This window comes from Cupriavidus sp. 05L310 (assembly GCF_056398185.1).
In genome coordinates, this window is sequence record NZ_JBFTOX010000028.1 from 67,884 (window position 1) to 87,586 (window position 19,703).

The window sequence follows — 19,703 nt, forward strand, 5'->3', positions numbered from 1 at the left end:
CAGGGGAGACGTCATGAGCACACCCAACGGCATGCGCCTGCTCGCCATCAATGTCGGCAGGGCCCTGCCGCTCTTCGTGGCGGCGGCGGGTACCGAGGCGGTCGTGATGTCGGGCATCCGCAAGCACCCGCTCAGTACCCTGCTCCATCCGCTCGCGGTCGCGGTGCGCCCGCTCGGGCTGGCGGGTGACGAACAGGCCGACCTGAGCGTGCATGGCGGGCTGGATAAAGCGGTCTATGCCTACCCCGCCGAGCACTTCGCCTGGTGGAACGAGCGGCGCCGGGAAGCTCACCTCCCCGACGCCGCCAGGCCGCTCGCCTACGGTGCCATGGGCGAGAACCTGACCCTGGAAGGCGTGCTGGAGACCGATTTGTGGGTGGGGGACCACCTGCGGATCGGCGATGTGCTGCTCGAAGTGGAGTCCCCGCGCCGGCCCTGCTACAAATTGAATGCGGTGATGGGCTACCGGCACGCGGTCCAGCACATGGTGCAAAGCGGCTATTCGGGCATCTATCTCAGCGTGGTGACGCCGGGCCAGCTCCGGGCGGGCGAAGCGGTACGCATCGAGCCGGGACCGCGCGAAGTATCGATTGCCAGCATCAATGCCAGGCAACGCAATGGCCGCCAGAGCCAGCTTTTCTGATAATGTTTGACTCTCGATACAAGCAGGCATCCATCCCTGTAATACTTTGTAATGGCATGGATGGCAGGGGCACTAGCGGTCGAAGCCCCTGATCCTGTACTAGTAGCAGTTTTGTCGCGGCGCGGCACCGGACCCCAGAAGCCGGGCCGCCGGGGAGCGGGCGCATTCGTGCGCGCACTGTAAGAGAGTCCACACATGAAAACGAACGGGATCGACCAGGCCAAGGGCTTTGTCGACGGCAAGTGGAGTCCGGCCATGGGTACCGGGAAAGGACGTGTTTCACCATGGATGACCGGCGCGGTCCTGATCGCGCTGACCATAGGTGGATGGTTCGGCTGGCGCGCCTGGATGGCGCCCAAGCCGGCGGCCAAGGCGCCCCCCGTGGTGGTGGTCAGCACCGCCCTGGTGCAGCAGGGCGACGTGCCGCTGCGGGTCACGGCCAACGGCACGGTGAGCGCGCTCGCCACGGTGGAAATCCGCCCGCAGGTGTCGAGCACGGTGCGCACTGTCCATATCAAGGAAGGCCAGACCGTCAAGCCTGGCGACCTGCTCTTCACGCTGGATACCCGCATGGACGAGGCCAACCTCGCCAAGGCGCAGGCCCAGCTGATGCGTGACCAGGCCGACTTGTCCGATGCGCGCCGCACGCTGGCGCGCAGCAAGGAACTGCTGGAGCGCAACTTCATCTCCAAGAGCGCGGTGGATACCGCACAGGCCAAGGTCGACGGCTTCGAGGCCACCATCCGCGCCGACCAGGCCGCCATCGAGGCCAGTCGCGTGGCGGTCAGCTACGGCGCCATCCGCGCCACCATCGGCGGGCGCACCGGCGTGATCAACATGTTCCCCGGCTCGCTGGTGATGCCCAACAGCGCTCTGCCGATGGTCACCATCGCCCAGGTACAGCCTATTGCCGTCACCTTTACCTTGCCCGAGCGCCAGCTCGCCGCGCTGCGCGAGGCGCTGCACGCCGGCCCCGTCGCTGTCACCGCCCTGCCCAACGACGGCAGCAAGGTCCCGGTGACCGGCAAGATCAGCTTTGTCGACAACACGGTGGACCCGCAGTACGGCAGCATCCGCATCAAGGCGCAGTTCGATAATGAATTGCAGCGCTTGTGGCCGGGCACCTACGCCAACGTGGAGGCGGTGGTGCAGACGCTGAAGGATGCGCTCTCCGTGCCGCCGCAGGCGGTGGTGACCGGACCCGAGGGGCGCTTCGTCTACGCCGTGCAGCCAGACAGCCGCGTCAAGCCGATGCCGGTCAAGGTGCAGGTCTCGACCGCCAGCGCCGCCGTGATCGAAGGCGTGGCGCCAGGCACGCGCGTGGTGGTCGAAGGCGCGCAGAACCTGCGTGCCGGCAGCCTGGTGCGGGAAGCCACGCCAGCCGCCAAGGCAGGTGCCGCCAGCGCGGCGGCCGCCGACGCCAGGCATTGAGCCCGGGGCGCTGACATCATGACCCTGTCCGAGCTCTGTATCCGCCGTCCGGTGATGACGATCCTGCTATGCCTGGCAGTGATCGTCACCGGTATCGCGCTCTATCCCACCATCCCGATCGCGGCGCTGCCGTCATTCAATTCGCCGGTGATCCAGGTCACCGCCACGCTGCCAGGGGCCAGCCCCGAGACCATGGCGGCCTCGGTGGCGACCCAGTTGGAAAAGCAGTTCGCCACCATCCCCGGCGTGTCGGTGATCAGTTCGTCCAACACGCTCGGCAACTCCAGCATCACCATCGAGTTCAACAACGACCGCGACATCGATGCCGCGGCCGTGGACGTGCAGGCGGCGCTGTTCCGCGCGCAGCGCGCGCTGCCCATCGAGATGACGGTGCCGCCGTCGTACCGCAAGGTCAACCCTGCCGATGCGCCGGTGCTGCTGCTGGCGATCAACTCGCCGGCCATGAGCCTGGCCGAGCTGAATGCCTTCGGCGACAACCTGATCTCGCCCAGCCTGGCTACCCTGCCGGGTGTGGCGCAGGTGCAGGTGTTTGGCCAGAAGCGCTTTGCGGTGCGCGTGCGTGCCCACCCGGATGCCCTCGCCGCGCGCGGCCTCACGCTGGACGAACTGGCCACGGCGCTGAACCGCGCCAACGCCAACACGCCAGTCGGCACGCTGGACGGCGCGCGCCAGACGCTGACCATCCAGGCCAACCGCCAGCTCGCCAGCGCCGATGCCTTCCGCAACATCATCGTGGCCAGCCAGCCCAGCGGGGCGCTGGTGCGGCTGTCCGACGTGGCGGACGTGGAAGACAGCGTCGAAACCATCAAGACCGGCAGCTGGCTCAACAACGAACGCTCGATCGTGCTGGCCGTGCTGCGCCAGCCCGACGCCAATACGGTGGCGGTGGTGGACGCCATCAAGAACGCGCTGCCGCGCCTGATCCAGCAGATGCCGGACTCGGTCAACGTGAGCGTGGTCAACGACCGCTCGCAATCGATCCGCGAGTCCATCCACGATGTGCAGTTCACGCTGGCCCTCACCGTGGGGCTGGTGGTGATGGTGATCTTCCTGTTCCTGCGGCGCGCCGCCGCCACGCTGATCCCCACCGTGTCGCTGCCGATCTCGCTGATCGGCACGGTGGCGCTGATGAAGGCCTTCGGCTACAGCCTGGACAACGTCTCGCTGTTGGCCATCACGCTCGCCGTGGGCCTGGTGGTGGACGATGCCATCGTGATGCTGGAAAACATCGTGCGGCACATCGAGGAAGGCGTGCCTCCGCTCAAGGCCGCGCTGGTCGGCTCGCGCGAGATGGGCTTCACCATCCTGTCGATCTCGATCTCGCTGGTCGCGGTGTTCATCCCCATCTTCTTCATGCCGGGCGTGATCGGCTTGTTGTTCCATGAATTCGCCGCCGTGGTGTCGCTGTCGATCCTGGTCTCGGCGCTGGTGTCGCTGACGCTGATCCCGATGCTGTGCGCGCGCTTCCTGTCGGCCGAGAACGTGCCGATCGACGAGTCCCAGCACGCCTATGGCGACCATGCCGGCGCGGCCCATGCGCCAGCCATCAAGCAGAAGCAGACCATCGGCCTGCGCTCCACCCAGTGGTTCGAAAACCTGTTCGAATTCACGCTGCACCGCTACGCGCGCGGGCTCGACTGGTGCCTGGCGCACCGCAAGTCGGTGCTGGCGGTGGCCGGCCTGACCTTCGTGCTGACGGCCGTGCTGTTCGCGACCATTCCGAAGGGCTTTTTCCCGGAAGAAGACATCGGCCAGATCCAGGTCAACGCCGAAGGCCCGCAGGACATCTCCTTCGACGCCATGGCCGACCGCCTGCGCGATGCCGCGGAGCGCATGCGCAAGAACCCCGCGGTGCGCAGCATCGTGGTGTCGATCGGCGGCGGGCCCTCCCCCGCCATCAACACCGGCCGCATGTTCGTCGAGCTCAAGCCGCTCGGCGAGCGGCCCAAGATGGCAAAGGTAGTGGAGTCGCTGCGCAAGGATGTCTCCGGGATCGCCGGGCTGGCGGTTTACTTCTCGCCGGTGCAGAACCTGCGCCTGGGCGGGCGCCAGAGCAAGAGCCGCTACCAGTACACGCTGCAGAGCGTGAAGGCCGGCCAGCTGCAGGAGTACTCCGACAAGCTGATGGGCAAGATGCGCGCCGACCCGCTGTTCCGCGACGTCACCAGCGATTCGCAGCAGTCGGGCCTGGAAGCGCAGCTCTCCATCGACCGCGACAAGGCCAACGCGCTGGGCGTGCAGATCCAGGACGTGCGCCAGGCGCTGTATTCCGCCTTTGGCGAGCGCCAGGTTTCCACCATCTACACGCCGATCGACAACTACTACGTGATCCTGCAGGCGGCCGATATCGACCGTGCCGACGAGACCGCCTTCTCCAAGATCTACGTGCGCAGCAAGACCGGGCAGATGGTGCCGATCTCGGCCTTCGCCACCACCGAGCGCCGGGTCGGGCCGATCGCCGTGAACCACCAGGGCCAGTTGCCCTCCGTGACGGTGTCGTTCAACCTTGCGCCGGGCGCGGCGCTGGGCAATGCCTCGTCCAGGATCGATGCCTACAAGCAGGAGATCGCCATGCCCACCGCGATCTTCACGAGCTGGGGCGGCGACGCTGCGGTGTTCCAGTCCTCGCAGGCGACCCAGGTGCTGCTGCTGGTGGCGGCCATCGCGGTGATCTACACGTTGCTGGGCGTGCTGTATGAAAGCTACATCCATCCGCTGACCATCCTGGCAGGCCTGCCGTCGGCGGCGGTGGGCGCGCTGCTCACGCTGTTCATCTTCAACGTGGAGTTGTCGCTGATCGCCACCATCGGCGTGCTGATGCTGATCGGCATCGTCAAGAAGAACGCCATCATGATGATCGACTTCGCGCTGGCGGCGCAGCGCGAACAGGGCATGGCCCCGGCGCGCGCGATCCGGCAGGCCTGCCTGCTGCGCTTCCGCCCGATCATGATGACCACCCTGGCGGCCATCATGGGCGCCCTGCCGCTGGCTCTGGGCCTGGGCGCCGGCGCCGAACTGCGCCAGCCGCTGGGTTTGGCGGTGGTGGGCGGCCTGCTGTTCTCGCAGGTGATCACGCTGTTCATCACGCCGGTGATCTACCTCGCGCTGGATCGCTTCTCGGGCACCGGCCCGCTGCAGATCGATGCGGAGGGTAATCGGTTGCCGGCCCTGGTGGGCGGGGAAGTGGCGCCGCAGCGCTGAGCCTTCCTTTCTCCTTGGCCCCGCCGTCGCGGGGCCAAGGGATTTCGTGCGCATCCGCCGCCCAGCGGCGGTGCGGTATGCAAGATCGACCACGAACCCGAGAGAGAGAGTAAAGCTCGGCGTCCGCCGCGAAGCTTTGCTTCACCAAGACAGTGACCTTCGGCTGTGTTAAGGGCCACTAGTCAGTGGCGATGGCGGTCGATTCCAGCCGCGTGATATCAATAACTCGCTCGGCCATGGCAATCGTTTCTGGGCGATGTGCAATGGTGATGCGCGTTACCGGCAAGTTGCAAATCGCGTCATTGACTTGCCGTTCTCGCGCCACGTCCAAATGACTAGTGGCCTCGTCCAGGACAAGGACGCGTGGCTGGCGATACAGCGCGCGTGCCAAAAGGAGTCGCTGCCGCTGGCCGCCAGATAGGGTATTGCCCATGTCGCCGTTGAGCGTATGGTATCCCATTGGCATCGCAAGAATTTCATCATGTATGGCCGCAGATTCAGCTGCAGCTTGGACGCGATCCATGTCGATCTCGTCGTCAAACCCCGCGATGTTTTCCTTCAAGCTCGCTGAGAACAGCTGATCGTCCTGCATCACCGCACCTACGTGGCGCCGCCAGTTTGCAAGCCCGACGTGAGAAAGTGGATGGCCTCCCACGCGCACGGTGCCCTCCGTCGGCTCCAGAAGGCCAAGAATGATTTTGGCCAGCGTCGTCTTCCCGCATCCAGTCGGGCCAATGATCACCACGTGCTCACCAGATCGAATGGTGAGAGTGATATTCCTTAGAACCCAATCGGCACCCTCGGCGTAGCGAAAGCTCACACTATCGAGATAAATATCGGGGACCAGCCAGCCATCAGTATCGAATCGCTCAGGCATTGCACCAGTCGTCTTCTCGGGTTCGGCCATTACGATGTCAGACAGTCGCTCCACGTGCAAGCGAAGCATTCTTACCGACATCATATTGTCGATAAATCTCTGCATCCTCGACGAGAACTCGTCCTTATAGGTTATAAAGGCCATCAACATTCCCACGGTTAGTCCGCCTTGAATGGTCATGTAAGCACCCGCGCCAAGCACAGTGACAGTTTCCATACCAAACAACAATCCGTAACTCGCTCCGAAGCTCAATGTCATCCTGTTTGCCTGCATTCGCTTATTGACTGCTCGAACAACGAGATTTGACCAGCGGGAGGCTCTTTGCTCTTCCAGACCAGCAATTTTTATGGCCTGCATGGCTCGCAAACTCTCCAGGAAATGGGTTTGCGCAACCGCCTCATGTGTCATTGCCTCATCGCTAACCCGGTGAAACGCGTCGTGGGCTAATAGACGGATCGCGGCATAGCCTGCAATCGTGGCTACGACGACGGCTGCCAACGTTGGACTATAGATCGCCATCACTATGGCAGTCACAGTACCGAACAGGCCATCCAGTAGTATGTCGACGAATTTTCCAGTCACGGTTTGCTGGATGCTTTGTGCGGACTGAAAGCGCGAGAGTACGTCTCCCGTGTGTCGAACCTCGAACCATTTCGTCGGTAATCGAAGCAAATGCCCAACCACACGCGACGCCCATTGAATGCCGAGTTGGTGCATAGCAATGATTCCGAGCCAGCCACGTGTCCATTCGAGCACGACCCGCATTAGCGTTACCATCACGAAGCCCGTGATGACTACCCATATCAGTTCAGTATCTCCAGAGACAACGGGGCCGTCGATAAGCCATTGAGTGAAAAGAGGTAGTACCAAAGCCAGTACTTGTAATGCTGCTGCCAGTATAAAGAGCTGCGACAGACTACGCCTAAGACCCAAGATAGGGCCCATCAGGTCTCGCCAGTTTATCGGCGGCTTCGGCTTAATTTGTTGAAAGGCCGTGGTGGGCCACATTTCCAATGCCACTCCGGTGAAGTGCTGACTAGCCTCTGCCTGGGCCATTGAGCGCTCTCCGCGCGCTGGGTCATGTACCGTGATCCTGTTGCCAGAGACCCTCATCAGGACCACGAAATGCGTGAGATCCCAGTGAAGTATGCATGGCAGAGAGAGCCTTGAAAGTCCGTCGAGTTCAAGGCGAACCGGTCTTGCGCCTAGCCCCAAAAGACCTCCCAATCGAATCAGATCGCGCAGATACGTGCCACGGATGGAAACAGAAAATCGAGCTCGAAGTTCGCTCATCGAGAACTCATGCTTGTGGTGAGCCGCTATGTAGCCCAGGCAGGCTAGCCCGCACTCTGCTGCAGTAGTTTGCAGATAGGTATTCACTTGGTTGAAATTTTTGTGATGGATGGCAACACGCGATCAATCACCCATGCCTGAACAGCCGCCGTATCGTTGAGATCGCCGTCGAAGGTGAACTTCGGCACATAAGGTTCATTGTCTGCGCGTTTACGGTTCTTCCAAACCTTGAGTGGAACCCACATCTTCGCCGTGCTTGGAAGCGATACGTGCGCTATGTCCGAATACCGCGTATCCGCGCTGGTCACGCTCCCAACGTGAACCGCTCCGGGAATGCTTAACACCATCTCCACAAAGTCCAGGCAAGCGCTCGCACAGTTCGGGCCTGTGACCAGCACAAGCTTGCCATCAAAGGGACTGCCATGCTCAGTCAGTTCATCGAGCGGTACATCCATTTGCTCGACGAACGCCTGGCCGAGTGATGCGGCTTCATTCATGCGGGACAGGAGAGTGTCCAGGAGTCTGTAAGTCAGGCTTGCCGGGCCTTCCGCCTGGCTGAACGCAGTCTTGTATGCCTCAAGCGCTTCGCGGGCGGTCGCAGAAACGCGCCAGTACGCCTTGGACTCTACTTGTTCAGATGAGGGTTTCCGCCCTACGGCATCCTTGAATAGCGCCGATAGGATTCGGTAGCCCACCAAAGTTTTTCCGCCGTTATTGCCTCGAATGTCAAGCACCACAGCATCGGCTTCTCCCAGAGCCCGGACCCTGTTCAACAGTCTTTCGAACGATGCAATGTCTTTGCTACTCGACAAGGTGAAATCCGTAGCATGAATCCAGTGGATGCCCTGCCGTGGTTGCTTGATACCTTGGCGTGGCATCGCTGGCCTGGTCATCGCTTGAAACTCCTCCGTGAAGAGCTGCGACTTCAGCAAGAACTGGCGAATTTTCCCTGAGGGGGATCGAACCTCGCAGTGTTTCAACCGCAAAGGTTCCCACAGCGTTTCGTAGTGCGGCTCACTGGTCAGATGCAGCGCAAGACGAGACAGCGAGCCCTCCAGGTCCACACGTCTATCCACGAACGGAGCGACTTTTTCCACCAGCAAATCGTCAATGCGCTGGCCGTCGCAGGAAAGCAGTTCATCGCCTATTTGGGGCACGTCGACGGGCCAGTCCGAGGCCCGCGCCGCAACGCGGTACTTGCCATTGCGGCGCTGCACGATCCATCCCGCCCAGCGAGGGGACTCACCAACTTGGCCTTCCTTCCATACGACCAGATGTCCATCCCTATAGCCCGCGATGTAGAAGCGTAGCGCCGCCAACGCCTTGCCCTCGGAATTCGCACGGAGGGCGAGCGCCGTCGCTTCGTCGTACCCTTGCTTAAACCACTGTTGAAAGCCGTGATCCGTCGGGTCCAGAACGCCGGGATGTGCCTCCCGGATGATTTCGTGCGCGCGCGTGATGTCTTGAATGGCGCTCTTGCTCCAGTTGATGTCCGTGGACGAGTGTTCCTTCTCTTTGGCACCAAGATTCGTCGCCGTGTCCGCGTGACACGACAAGATCCAAAAAAAGGACGACAGCAGAATCACAAGCGGGCGGACCACTAACAAACTCCTTTCACTGTGGCGGATTCCCGCTCCTTCATAGATGCTGAGCTCACCAGAGACTCAAGAGAGAAGGGTTGATGGGGCGTGACTCTCGCCTTGTTCAGTTTCTCCATGAAAAGGGCAAGTTGCCTGGGATCATTCACCAGTCTCTCAATGACTTTGCCGGCCGCCGCAATCCCTTGAGTCACATCGCATCCAGGTTTTAAGGTTCTTCGCAGTTCTTCGTGTTCGCGAAGGGCATGTTGGCAAAGCCACGAAACAAAGTGCAACACGTTTGCCGTGTACATGCCGATCGCAACGTGGAACGTCTCGCCAATAGGTATGGCATCGTGCCACCAGCCTCGGGGAAGATAGAGCAGGTCGCCCGCCTCCAGGATTCCGTCGAAGACGGGTTCAGCTGGACAATCGGCCTTGTGTTCCTTGCTGGTTTGACCCGGGAGTGGCAATGGAAAAGTTGGCTTATATACCTTCCACCGTTTACGGCCTATGAGTTGGATGGCCATGACGTCGTGTGTATCCCAATGGGGCCCGAAACTGCCCCGTCCGGAAAAGGCCAGGTAACCATTCGCCAGCGTCTCGGCGTTCGAAAATTCGCCGACCTCCGCACACAGATGTCGGACTCGCTCAAGGCGGGCGTCAATACGATTGAGTACGATCGTCGCGCCGCTGGACAGCAAGCCTTGAACCACACTGGTGTTGAGCCGTTTCCCCGCAAGACCTCCGATCGAACAGTCTTCCACATAGCGTGACTCGGAGACCAGGCCATTGTGATGCACCCGGACATGGGGTGGCACGGGATCGATGTAATAGAGCGCTGCGTTGAGGTCAGACCAACTCAAGAGCGAAGGCGCAACCGCGGCTCGTACGACGTACATCTTGCGATCAGCAAAGTCGGAAATAAATTCCTCTTTGGCAATATTGAAATTGATGTGCTTTTTCATGAAATCAGTGCGACAGGAATGAACTTTTCATGGTTGTTGCGCTGGGGAAAACGTTCTGCGGGACAACGCAAGTCGCGAGAATCACCGGTTTCATAGCCTCGCATCCATTGGCCCATGAGTGGCCTGTCGAGCCGAATGCTGCCATCGTCGGTCAGATTTCCAACCGTGTTGTGCGCCTCGGACAGTGCGACCGTACACTTCTGTACACGGCCGTCCGCGCGAATCACGAACGAATTCGGCCGGCTCGCGTAACAGACCTCCCCGACCGTTGTCTTAGACGGCTCGGCGGAAGGCATGTCGCGGTACAACAGGCTTCGCATTTCACCCAGTAGCTTGGCCCGCTCCGCTTTGTTCAACGCCGCGATGCTCGCGCTGTTAGGGCCACCCAGATTTTCAATGGGCTTGAGCAGCACGGAGAACCGCGGGTCGTGGAGGAATTCTTCGCGCAACATTACCGCAAGCGCTTTCACGGATTGTGCGTTCTCTGGTGTCAGGTGCACCCGAAGCAGTACCGATACGCCCAGCTCGCTATCCCGGAGCCTCTTCAGGTTGGTCCAGATCCGATCAAATGTACCCGTGCCGGAGGTCAGCTTTCTGGTTCTGTCGTGTGCATCTCCCATGCCATCCAGGGAAATTTGATAACCCCTCTGCCCCAAGCCGAACAGCTTTTGAACCGTCTGCATGTCCAGCAGATAGCCATTGGTTGTCAAAGCACCGCCAAATCCCACACCGTGGTCCAGACACAGCTTTTGGGCGAACGCACTGAGTTCATAAACAATGTTCTTGGCAGCCAGCGGCTCACCGCCAAACCATTGAAAACTGAGGTATTTGAGGCCTTCCATACGATTGATCATGAATCGCTTCAAGGCTGCCTGCACCCTGGGACTCATCTTCCCGATGGAGAAATCCTCATAACAGTAGGTGCAACGAAAGTTGCACTGTTCCGTCGGCATAAGTGTGAGTTCAAGGCATCTAGGGTCGAGGGTCGACCAGAGCAACTGATTGTTGGTCTGAAACATAATGTCCTGCAACTTTAATCTGACTCATCCATTTATACAGCCGACGGCCAGAGCGTTAAAAAAGTCGGTCGGAGACCGACACTCGAAGTCTGCGGCTAGTGGCTCTGTTTAACCCTCTTCATCGCCGTCCTCTCCACATTTTTTGTTGGGTTGAGGAGGAGGTCGTTCTTGGCAATAGCCGGCATTGGATTTAGGTGGGCAATAGCCAATGTTTATTTGTCCGATGGTAAAGCCTCCGCTTACAAGATCGAGCTCCTCATCTATAATGAGTTCGGTCACTTCGTAGCGGCCGAACTCATCGAATTGCATGTTTTCAATCGCCATGGGTAACGTGGTCGACTTATTCATTGGTTTTCCTTCCATGACCGTCCGTTCTAGGGCGGGACGAGTTCGCCTGCGGAGCAGGACGCTCCGTTATGCGGATTAGAGCCCGCGGAAACAGCGGACAAATCCACTGTCCATTGATAACTACAGATATCTGCTGCTTACACTCGCGACTGGGGCAAGAACCCAGTCAATAAGGCGCCGCTTCTCTTGTTCAATGTCCGCGTCGAGCAGGGTTCCTGGCAACAGATCAATCTGCCGCCCATGGGCTTGGATGCTTTGACTGTCAAGCCTGACGATGATGCGATACATGGCCTCCTTGTCAGGTAGCCCCGACATCGCCGCGACCTCTTCAGACTGCAGGGGACTGCTGGCAACCTCAACGACAGTGCCACGTTGCAGTCCGAATCTTTGATAGGGATAGGGTTGATACCGCAATCGGACTGACTGGCCGACTTGTACGAATCCGAAAGCTTTTGAGGTCGCGAACAAGTGCGCTACCAATGGCACGCCTTCCGGGATAATCACCGCAAGCGTTTGCGTGGAGACGGTCTCTCCAGGTTCTGCATTAATGGCTGTGGCCCTGCCCGTCATCGGTGCCGTGATAGCGAAGACGTCGCGGGATTGCACGTCAGTGGTCTCCTGAGAGAGCATCGCCAGATCCCGACTAATTTCAGCAATCTGAGCTGCCGTCTTGAGAGAGACCTGGTCCAGCTCACTTTTCAATGTTGCGAGGGTTCTTGAAAGCTGGGAGCGCGTTCGCTGCATCGAGAGAAATTGCGCTTGAAGAGCGGCTGCCTGATCTTCCTTCTCCTGCAATGCCACCTGAGATATGTAGTTCGATTTCGCCAGTGTTCTGTGTTTCTCGATAGATAACTCTGATGCGGTCAATCGTTTCGCGTGGAGGTCCAGTTCCTGCTTGTTGTGCCGCAGCTCGTCCATGACGTTCTCAGACTGTGCGCGGAGTCCACGCTCCGCCGTCACACCAAGTTCGTGCGCAGCTTCGCGCTGCCGCATCAGGCTTGCCCGGCGCTCACTGAGCGAAGCCGTACGTAATTCGGAGATCTTCGTATTTTCCTGCTGTCCGACATGCCTTCGTTCATCGGCAAGAACAAAGAGAACGGCACCTTGTTTCACAATTTCCCCCTCGCGAACGTGACGCTCAGAAACAATGCCGCCGGTGGGGGCAAGGATTCTAATCGCACCCCCCTCAGGAACTAGGACGCCGGTAGCAGCAGTACGAGGCCTGTAGCTACCAAAGAATAGGTACAGCAAAATCGCCAGAGACATCGCGGCAGCCAGCCCAACAAGCAGCCAACTATGGCTTGACTGCGCCAAGAGAATCGGCCCGTGTTCCTGTTGGTCGTGCCTTTGCAATACCTCTCGCCGAAAAATACTTCGTCGAGCCTTCTCGTTCATAGAGCCCTCCTTTTTGTTGTGACGACACAAGTGGACTGCCCCGAGAATCGTGGAAAAATCGGGCCAATGCTCGTGTTGAGCACCTTCGCGCGCAACAAACGCTAGAGCCCACGGAGGCGCCCATCCGCTATTGCGAGCATCCAGACGACAAGATTGCTGGGTAGTGCCCTTATTTGTAGAAAAGCAAATAGTCACCAGCCAGCAGAAATTTCCCAAAGTTACTGGCGATTTTTCTGACTCGCGCCGATGAACCCGCCTCGCGCTGTAACGGCAAAAAATGAGGATGAGCTACGCCTCGCTCCGTCAATTGGACCCGGCTGTAGCGAGGGTAGCGGGCGGCTGCGGTGGCTGAGGAATGGGTGTTGGCGGACAGTGGCTCCCAGCGAGTTGCTACCGTTCGTCGGCACCATGCGCCCTCTCCCAGGAAGGGGGGCTTTACTTCTTGCTCAAAGTTGAGAATAATTCGCATTCTCAAGTTGATCAGGCTCGCTTTGCACCTGCGCCAACACTACGCCAGCCAGCCGTTCTGACCCGGTGTCCGCCAGCCAGCGTTTCGTTTTCTTTTGGGGAAAATCCATGAAACGCCGCTGTCTGGCGCGCTTGCGCGCCTCCGTACGAGTCACGCCCATCGCCATCTGCGCCACCCTCGGTGGTCCGGCGCTGGCCGCTGAACCGGCCGTCGATCCGGTCCGCCCGCTGGGCGAGGTGGTGGTCACCGCCACCCGCACCGAGGAACGCGCCGATGCCGTCGCTTCCACCATCACCGTCATCGAGGGCAGCCGCATCGAGCGCGCCCAGCCGGTCGACGAGACCGGCCTGTTTGCCGACGAACCCGATATCGACGTACCGCGCGACCGGCGCCGCTTTGGCGCCGGCAGCATCAATATCCGCGGCATCGAGGCTAACCGCGTGCTGCTGATGGTCGACGGCGTGCGCCTGCCGGACTATTACAACGGCGGCGGCCCCTCCAACCTGTCCAGCGCCACCCGGGACGCGCCCGAGTTCTCCTTCCTCAAGCGGGTCGAGGTGCTGCGCGGGCCGGCCTCCAGCCTGTACGGCTCGGACGCCATCGGCGGCGTGGTCTCGTACGTCACCAAGGATCCCGAGGACCTGATGCGCGGCCGCGCGGTGGGCGGCGAGGCGGGCCTGTCGTGGAACGGCATCGACCGCGGTTTCGGCCAGACCGCCGGCGTGGCGGGCGGCAACGAGACCATCAAGGGCTTGTTCATGTATGCGCACCGCAAGGGGCACGAGGTGGAAAACATGGGCGGCAACGGTTCCACCTCGACCGGCCGCACCAAGCCCAATCCGCAGAACAGCGAGACCAACGCCTGGCTCGGCAAGATCGTGCTCGATCCTGCCGCCGGCCACCGCTTCAGGCTGACCTACGAGCATCGTGACAGCGACACCTTTACCGATATCCTGCGCCTGTCCACCGCGCTGCCGCGCGTGACCGCCGCCAGCGGCACCGAGGACCTGTCGCGCAACCGCGTCAGCCTGGACTACGAGTGGAAGCCGGGCAGCCACGTGATCGACCGCCTCGGCGCCACCGTGTTCTATCAGGAGAGCGAGTCCAACACCGTGACCAACCAGGTGCGCAGCAGGACCAGCTCCGGTTGCTCAGGCTCCACGGCGGGCAGCAGCCTGTGCGACGTGAACCTGCTGTTCGGCTTCCGACAGCAGCAGACCGGCTTCAACCTGCAGGCCGACAAGTCGTTCAACACGGGCTTCGTAGGCCACCGGCTGATCACCGGCGTGGATTTCCTGCGCACGCAGACCAGCGAGATGCGCGATGGCACCGCCTACAACCGCACCACCGGCGTGGTGTCGAAATCGCTGGCCGGCGACAACTTCCCGATCCACGATTTCCCCAAGGGCGAGACCCGCCAGACCGGCATCTTCGTGCAGGATGAACTGCAGTTCGCCGGCGGCCGCTTCACGCTCACGCCCGGCCTGCGCTTCGACCATTACGCGCTCGGGCCGGACGAAGACAAGCTCTACAACAGCGTCGCCGCCAAGCCCGCCATCAGCAAGAGCGATTGGGCGGTCTCGCCCAAGCTGTCCGCGCTGTGGCAAGCCACCGACCGCATCAATGTGTGGGCCCAGTACGTTTTCGGCTACCGCGCGCCGAACTACCAGGAAATCAACGGCAGCTTCCGCAACACCATCCAGGGCTACGGCGCCGCGCCCAATGGCGATCTGAATCCGGAGAAGAGCCGCTCCTTCGAGATCGGTGCGCGCTACACCGACGAGCGCGTGCAGTCCAGCGTCGCGGTATTCGACAACCGCTACAAGGACTTTATCGAACAGGTGGCGCTGAACTGCCCGTCCGACCCCGCCTGTCTCGCCGGCCTGCGAGCCACGTACCAGTACCGCAACCAGAGCAGCGTGCGCATCTACGGCGCCGAGTGGCGCGGCAGCTACCGCTTCCTGCCGCAGTGGCGCGTCGACAGCGCCGTGGCCTATGCGCACGGCAACAACGAACAGACCGGCCAGCCGCTCAACAGCGTCTCGCCGCTGCGCGCCAGCGCCGCACTGACCTGGGAACGCGGCAGCGACAGCCAGGGCCAGGGCGCTAGCCTGCGCTGGCGTGGAGCGCGCCCGGTGACGCGCACCGACGACACGTCCTTCACCTACTTCAAGCCGGGCGGCTATGGTGTGGTCGATCTGCAGGGCTGGTGGCGCTTCAACCGCTACGCCAGCCTGGTGCTGTCGGTGAACAACGTGTTCGACAAGAAATACTGGCTGTGGGGCGATGTGCGCCAGGGCAGCGTGGCCGCCAGCGAGCCGGGCCTGGATTTCTATACGCAGCCCGGGCGTACCTTCGCCGCCAGCGTGAAGCTGTCGTTCTGACCTGAGGCGATTCGACCCGACATGTCCCCACAAAACAAAACCAAGATGCGGCTGATCCGCGCGCTGTGCCTGCTGTGGCTTGCCCTTCTGGCGCTCGGCATGCAGCAGGCGCGGGCCACGCCGAAGATTGCCGTGCTGACCACCTCGCCGGTGCCGGCGGGCAAGTTCGAGCCCCTGCAGGCGATGGCGCGCGCGCACGGCATGACGCTCGATGCGCGCTATCTCGAACGGATGAGCGCGCAGGATGTGGCGCCATTCATCGACGGCGCGGGATTGCTGATCCTCGATGCGCCGCGCGATCACATTGTCACCGAGATGCTGGCGAAGCTGGGGCCGCAATGGACCAATGCGCGCGTGCCGCGCCTGCTGATCGCCACCGACCGCTTCGAGGCGCACGGCCTCGACAATGCGCTGGGTGCGAAGCTGCATGCGTACTATGTCAACGGTGGCCGCGCCAACTTCGACGCCATGATGCGCACGCTGGCCGCGCAGCAGTTCAAGCTGCGCGCGGACGGCGCGATTCCCGCGCCGGTGGTGTTTCCAAAAGCCGCTTACTACCATCCGCGCCTGGCCAGCGTGGTGACCGAATCGCCGGACGAGGCGCTCGGCGCATCCGGCCACGCTGGCACGCCGGTGATCGGCGTCGCCATCCACCAGGCCTATGTCTCCGGCCTGGACAGCGCCTTTATCGACGACCTGATCGCGAGCATCGAAGCGCGTGGCGCGCGCGCGCTCGTCTTCTACAGCCCGGTGATGGATGCGGACGGCGTGCTGCGCATGGCCGCGCCCGGCGGCAAGCGCATTGTCGATGTGCTGGTCAACGGCCAGATCATGCTCAATGCGGCGGGCCGCAAGGCGGAGTTTGAAACGCTAGGCATCCCGGTGCTGCAGGTCATACCCTACCGCAAGGGCGATGCGCAGGACTGGGAGCGCGATCCGCACGGCATCAGCCTCACCGATACACCCTTCTACCTGGTGCAGCCCGAACTGGCCGGCGTCAGCGATCCCATGCTGGCCGCCGCCACTTCGCACAAGGACGGCAGCATCGTCAGCCTGCCGGCGCAGCTCGATGCCGTGGCCGACAAGGCACTGGCGCTCACACGTCTGCAGCGCACGCCCAATGCCGGGAAGCGCGTGGCGATCCTGTTCTACAACTATCCCGCTGGCGAAAAGAACCTGTCGGCATCCTTCCTCAACCTGCCGCGCAGCCTGTCTTCCACCCTGGCCGCGCTGCATGCCGCGGGCTACCGCACCGAGGCCGCCGGCGAACTCGCGCTGCAGCGCGATCTTGGCGCGTTGCTCGCGCCCTTCTACCGCGAAGGCCAGCTCGGCGCGCTGCTCGATGCGGACCGCGCCGCGTGGATGCCGATGGCGCAATACCGCCGCTGGTACGACGCGCAGCCCGCCGCGTTCCGCGCCGAGGTCAGCGCGCGCTGGGGCGAGCCCGAAGCCTCGTCGATGGCGATCAGGCGCAACGGCGTGGCCGGCTTCGCCATCCCGCGCCTGCAGCTCGGCAACGTGGCGCTGATGCCGGTGCCGCCACGCGGCGAGCGCGACGAAGCCGCCGAGAAGGCGCTTTATCACTCCACCAAGACGCCGCTCAACCATTTCTACATGGCGGCCTACCTGTGGGCGCGCGAAGGGCGCGAGGCGCTGGTGCACTACGGCACCCACGGGACGCAGGAATGGACGCCGGGCAAGGAGCGCGGCCTGTCCGTGACCGACCAGCCCTACATGGTGCTCGGCAGCGTGCCCGTGATCTATCCCTACATCGTCGACGACGTCGGCGAGGCGTTGCAGGCCAAGCGCCGGGGCCGCGCCACCATCGTCAGCCACCAGACGCCGCCGTTCAAGCCGGCCGGCCTGCACACCGACCTGTCGGCGCTGCATGATCAGTTGCACAACTACCTGCAGCAGGACAACGGCGCGGTGAAGGACACACTGCGCGAGGACATCCTCAAGCGCAGCGCGCGCATGCATCTGTTCGACGACATGGGCTGGCCGCAGGCGCGTGCGAGCGCGCAGTTCACCGAGTACCTGGATGCGTTGCACACGCACCTGCACGAACTCGCGGGCGCATTGCAGCCTTATGGGCTGCACACGTTCGGCCAGTCGCAGGATCCCGGGCTGCGGTTGTACACGGTGATGGCCATGCTTGGCCAGTCCTGGCTCAAGCGCGTGTTTCCCGATGAGCCCGAGGAACTCTTCGCGCTCGATTACAAGCAGCTGGCGCGGTCGGAACCCTACGCCATGTTGCACCGCTACGTCATCGACGGCGCGCCGTTGACGGGCCTTTCCGACGCCAGGCAGCGTGAAGACATGCGGCGCGCACGCACGCTCTACGCCAGCCTCGATGCCGCGCCTGAGAGCGAAGCCATTCTCACCGCGCTGGCGGGCCGCTACGTGCTGGCCGGCACAGGCGGCGATCCGGTGCGCAATCCCGATGCGCTGCCGACCGGCCGCAACCTGTATGGCTTCGATCCTTCCAAGGTGCCCAGCCGGGAAGCATGGCAGGCCGGACAAGCAGCGGCGCAAGCCATGATTGCCGACTGGCGCAAGCGTCACGGCAAGTGGCCCGCCAAGCTGGCCTTCTCGTTGTGGAGCGTGGAGACCATGCGCCATCAGGGCATGCTCGAAGCGCAGGCGCTGGCGGCCATGGGCATCCGCCCGAAGTGGGACGGCGGTGGCCGCGTGGTCGGGGTGGAAGCGATTCCCGCCGCGGAGCTCAAGCATCCGCGCGTGGACGTGGTGCTGTCCGCCACCGGCCTGTACCGCGATCACTTTCCCAACCTGATCAAGTGGCTGGCCGAAGCGGTCAAGCTGGCCGCCGCGCAACCCGAGCCCGACAACGCGGTGGCCGCGAGCACGCGCGCGGTGCGCGAGCGCCTGGCGCAACTCAAGGCGGCGGAGATGAATCCCGAGCGCATCGAGTCGCTGGCGCTGACGCGCATCTTTGCCAGCGAGTCGGGCAACTACGGCACCGGTCTCAACGACGCTACGCTCGCCAGCGACAGCTTCGGCAGCGGCAAGCAAGCGGACGCCAAGCTCGCCAATCTCTATCTCTCGCGCATGCAGTACGGCTACGGGCCCGACGAAAAAACCTGGGGCGAGAAGCTGCCGCAGCTCAACCTCTACGCCGAGAACCTCAAGGGCGTGGAAGGCGCGCTGCTGGCGCGCAGCTCCAACCTGTATGGCATGCTGACCACCGACGATCCCTTCCAGTATCTCGGCGGCATCGGCCTGGCCGTGCGCCATCTGACGGGCAAGGCGCCGGAGCTGCTGATCTCCAATTTGCGCGATGCGAACAGTGCGCGCACGGAAACGGCGGCTTCCTTCCTCGCCACCGAACTGCGCACGCGCTATTTCCATCCGGGCTGGATCGAAGGCATGAAGGCCGAAGGCTATAGCGGCGCGCTCAACATGCTCGACACCGTCAACAACTTCTGGGGTTGGACCGCGGTCGCGCCGGAGATCGTGCGCGACGACCAGTGGACCGAGTTCGCCGAGGTCTACGTCAAGGACAAGCACAAACTCGGCCTTGATGAATGGTTCGAGAAGCATGCGCCGCAGGCCCAGGCCCAGGTGATCGAGCGCATGCTGGAAGCCGCGCGCAAGGGCTACTGGAAAGCCGACCCCGAGATGCTCAAGACGCTGGCCGACCGCTGGCAGACGCTCTCGCAGCGGCACGATATCCGCAGCGGCAACCGCAGCTTCAACCGCTACGTGCAACAGCAGGCCACGGCCCCCGGCGCGGCGGGCTATGGCACGCAAGCTCCCGCGGCACCGCCGGCGGGCGCACCGAAGGCCGCGGCTGCGCAGGCTGCCCCGCAGCCGCCGCAGCCTGAAGCGAAAACGCAGCCCGAGCCAAAGCCCGCGCCGCCATCGCAATCCGTACCCGTGCAAGGCATGCAACTGGTGGAGCGCAAGCCGCCCGCCGCGGCGCTCGTGCCGGTGCTGTCGTGGCTCGCCGCCGGCATCGCGCTGGCCGGGGCCGTGCTCGGCGGCGCCCTCAGCGCGCGGCGCCGCGCCAGCGCCGCACCACTCTTCCGGAATCCAACAAAACCCTACTGAGGCATC

Annotated in this window: 12 protein-coding genes; 5 read left to right on the top strand and 7 right to left on the bottom strand. The window is 62.5% G+C overall.

Annotated elements, in window-relative coordinates; all coding sequences use genetic code 11:
• Positions 1-13: 13 nt before the first annotated feature.
• The 3 genes from AC1DS6_RS21030 (at position 14) to AC1DS6_RS21040 (ending at position 5,296) form a co-directional block, all read left to right on the top strand.
• A complete protein-coding gene (locus tag AC1DS6_RS21030; RefSeq protein WP_441634313.1) occupies positions 14-643 on the top strand; it encodes an MOSC domain-containing protein in 630 nt (209 codons plus the stop codon).
• 195 nt (positions 644-838) lie between these two features.
• On the top strand, positions 839-2,074 hold the full coding sequence (locus AC1DS6_RS21035) for an efflux RND transporter periplasmic adaptor subunit (protein ID WP_477103010.1): 1,236 nt from the start codon (positions 839-841) through the stop codon (positions 2,072-2,074).
• 18 nt (positions 2,075-2,092) lie between these two features.
• The gene (locus tag AC1DS6_RS21040; RefSeq protein WP_441634317.1) at positions 2,093-5,296 is read left to right on the top strand and encodes an efflux RND transporter permease subunit; all 3,204 of its coding nucleotides are present in this window, start codon (positions 2,093-2,095) and stop codon (positions 5,294-5,296) included.
• Between the two features lie 178 nt (positions 5,297-5,474).
• Here the strand turns inward: AC1DS6_RS21040 and AC1DS6_RS21045 are convergent, their stop codons facing one another.
• The 7 genes from AC1DS6_RS21045 to AC1DS6_RS21075 form a co-directional block, all read right to left on the bottom strand.
• Positions 5,475-7,553 carry a peptidase domain-containing ABC transporter gene (locus AC1DS6_RS21045; protein ID WP_441634319.1) on the bottom strand — a complete coding sequence of 693 codons (2,079 nt, stop codon included), beginning with the start codon at positions 7,551-7,553 and terminating at the stop codon, positions 5,475-5,477.
• Positions 7,550-9,067, bottom strand: a complete 1,518-nt coding sequence (locus AC1DS6_RS21050) for a S41 family peptidase (RefSeq protein ID WP_441634321.1) — start codon at positions 9,065-9,067, stop codon at positions 7,550-7,552. Before AC1DS6_RS21050 ends, AC1DS6_RS21045 begins: the two co-directional genes overlap by 4 nt.
• On the bottom strand, positions 9,067-10,011 hold the full coding sequence (locus AC1DS6_RS21055) for a cupin domain-containing protein (RefSeq protein WP_441634323.1): 945 nt from the start codon (positions 10,009-10,011) through the stop codon (positions 9,067-9,069). The genes AC1DS6_RS21050 and AC1DS6_RS21055 overlap by 1 nt, the downstream gene beginning before the upstream one ends.
• Positions 10,008-11,030 carry a radical SAM protein gene (locus tag AC1DS6_RS21060; RefSeq protein WP_441634325.1) on the bottom strand — a complete coding sequence of 341 codons (1,023 nt, stop codon included), beginning with the start codon at positions 11,028-11,030 and terminating at the stop codon, positions 10,008-10,010. Before AC1DS6_RS21060 ends, AC1DS6_RS21055 begins: the two co-directional genes overlap by 4 nt.
• A gap of 108 nt (positions 11,031-11,138) precedes the next feature.
• Positions 11,139-11,378, bottom strand: coding sequence for a hypothetical protein (locus AC1DS6_RS21065; RefSeq protein WP_441634327.1), 240 nt, complete (start codon positions 11,376-11,378; stop codon positions 11,139-11,141).
• Between the two features lie 120 nt (positions 11,379-11,498).
• On the bottom strand, positions 11,499-12,773 hold the full coding sequence (locus AC1DS6_RS21070; RefSeq protein ID WP_441634329.1) for a beta-barrel domain-containing protein: 1,275 nt from the start codon (positions 12,771-12,773) through the stop codon (positions 11,499-11,501).
• 446 nt (positions 12,774-13,219) lie between these two features.
• A complete protein-coding gene (locus AC1DS6_RS21075; protein ID WP_441634330.1) occupies positions 13,220-13,351 on the bottom strand; it encodes a hypothetical protein in 132 nt (43 codons plus the stop codon).
• Between AC1DS6_RS21075 and AC1DS6_RS21080 the strand changes: the two genes are divergently transcribed.
• Complete coding sequence (locus tag AC1DS6_RS21080) at positions 13,350-15,626, top strand: TonB-dependent hemoglobin/transferrin/lactoferrin family receptor (protein ID WP_441634332.1); 2,277 nt, start codon at positions 13,350-13,352, stop codon at positions 15,624-15,626. The two genes, AC1DS6_RS21075 and AC1DS6_RS21080, sit on opposite strands and share 2 nt — an antisense overlap.
• Before the next feature lie 21 nt (positions 15,627-15,647).
• Positions 15,648-19,697 carry a cobaltochelatase subunit CobN gene (gene cobN / locus AC1DS6_RS21085; protein WP_477103011.1) on the top strand — a complete coding sequence of 1,350 codons (4,050 nt, stop codon included), beginning with the start codon at positions 15,648-15,650 and terminating at the stop codon, positions 19,695-19,697.
• Positions 19,698-19,703 lie beyond the last annotated feature (6 nt).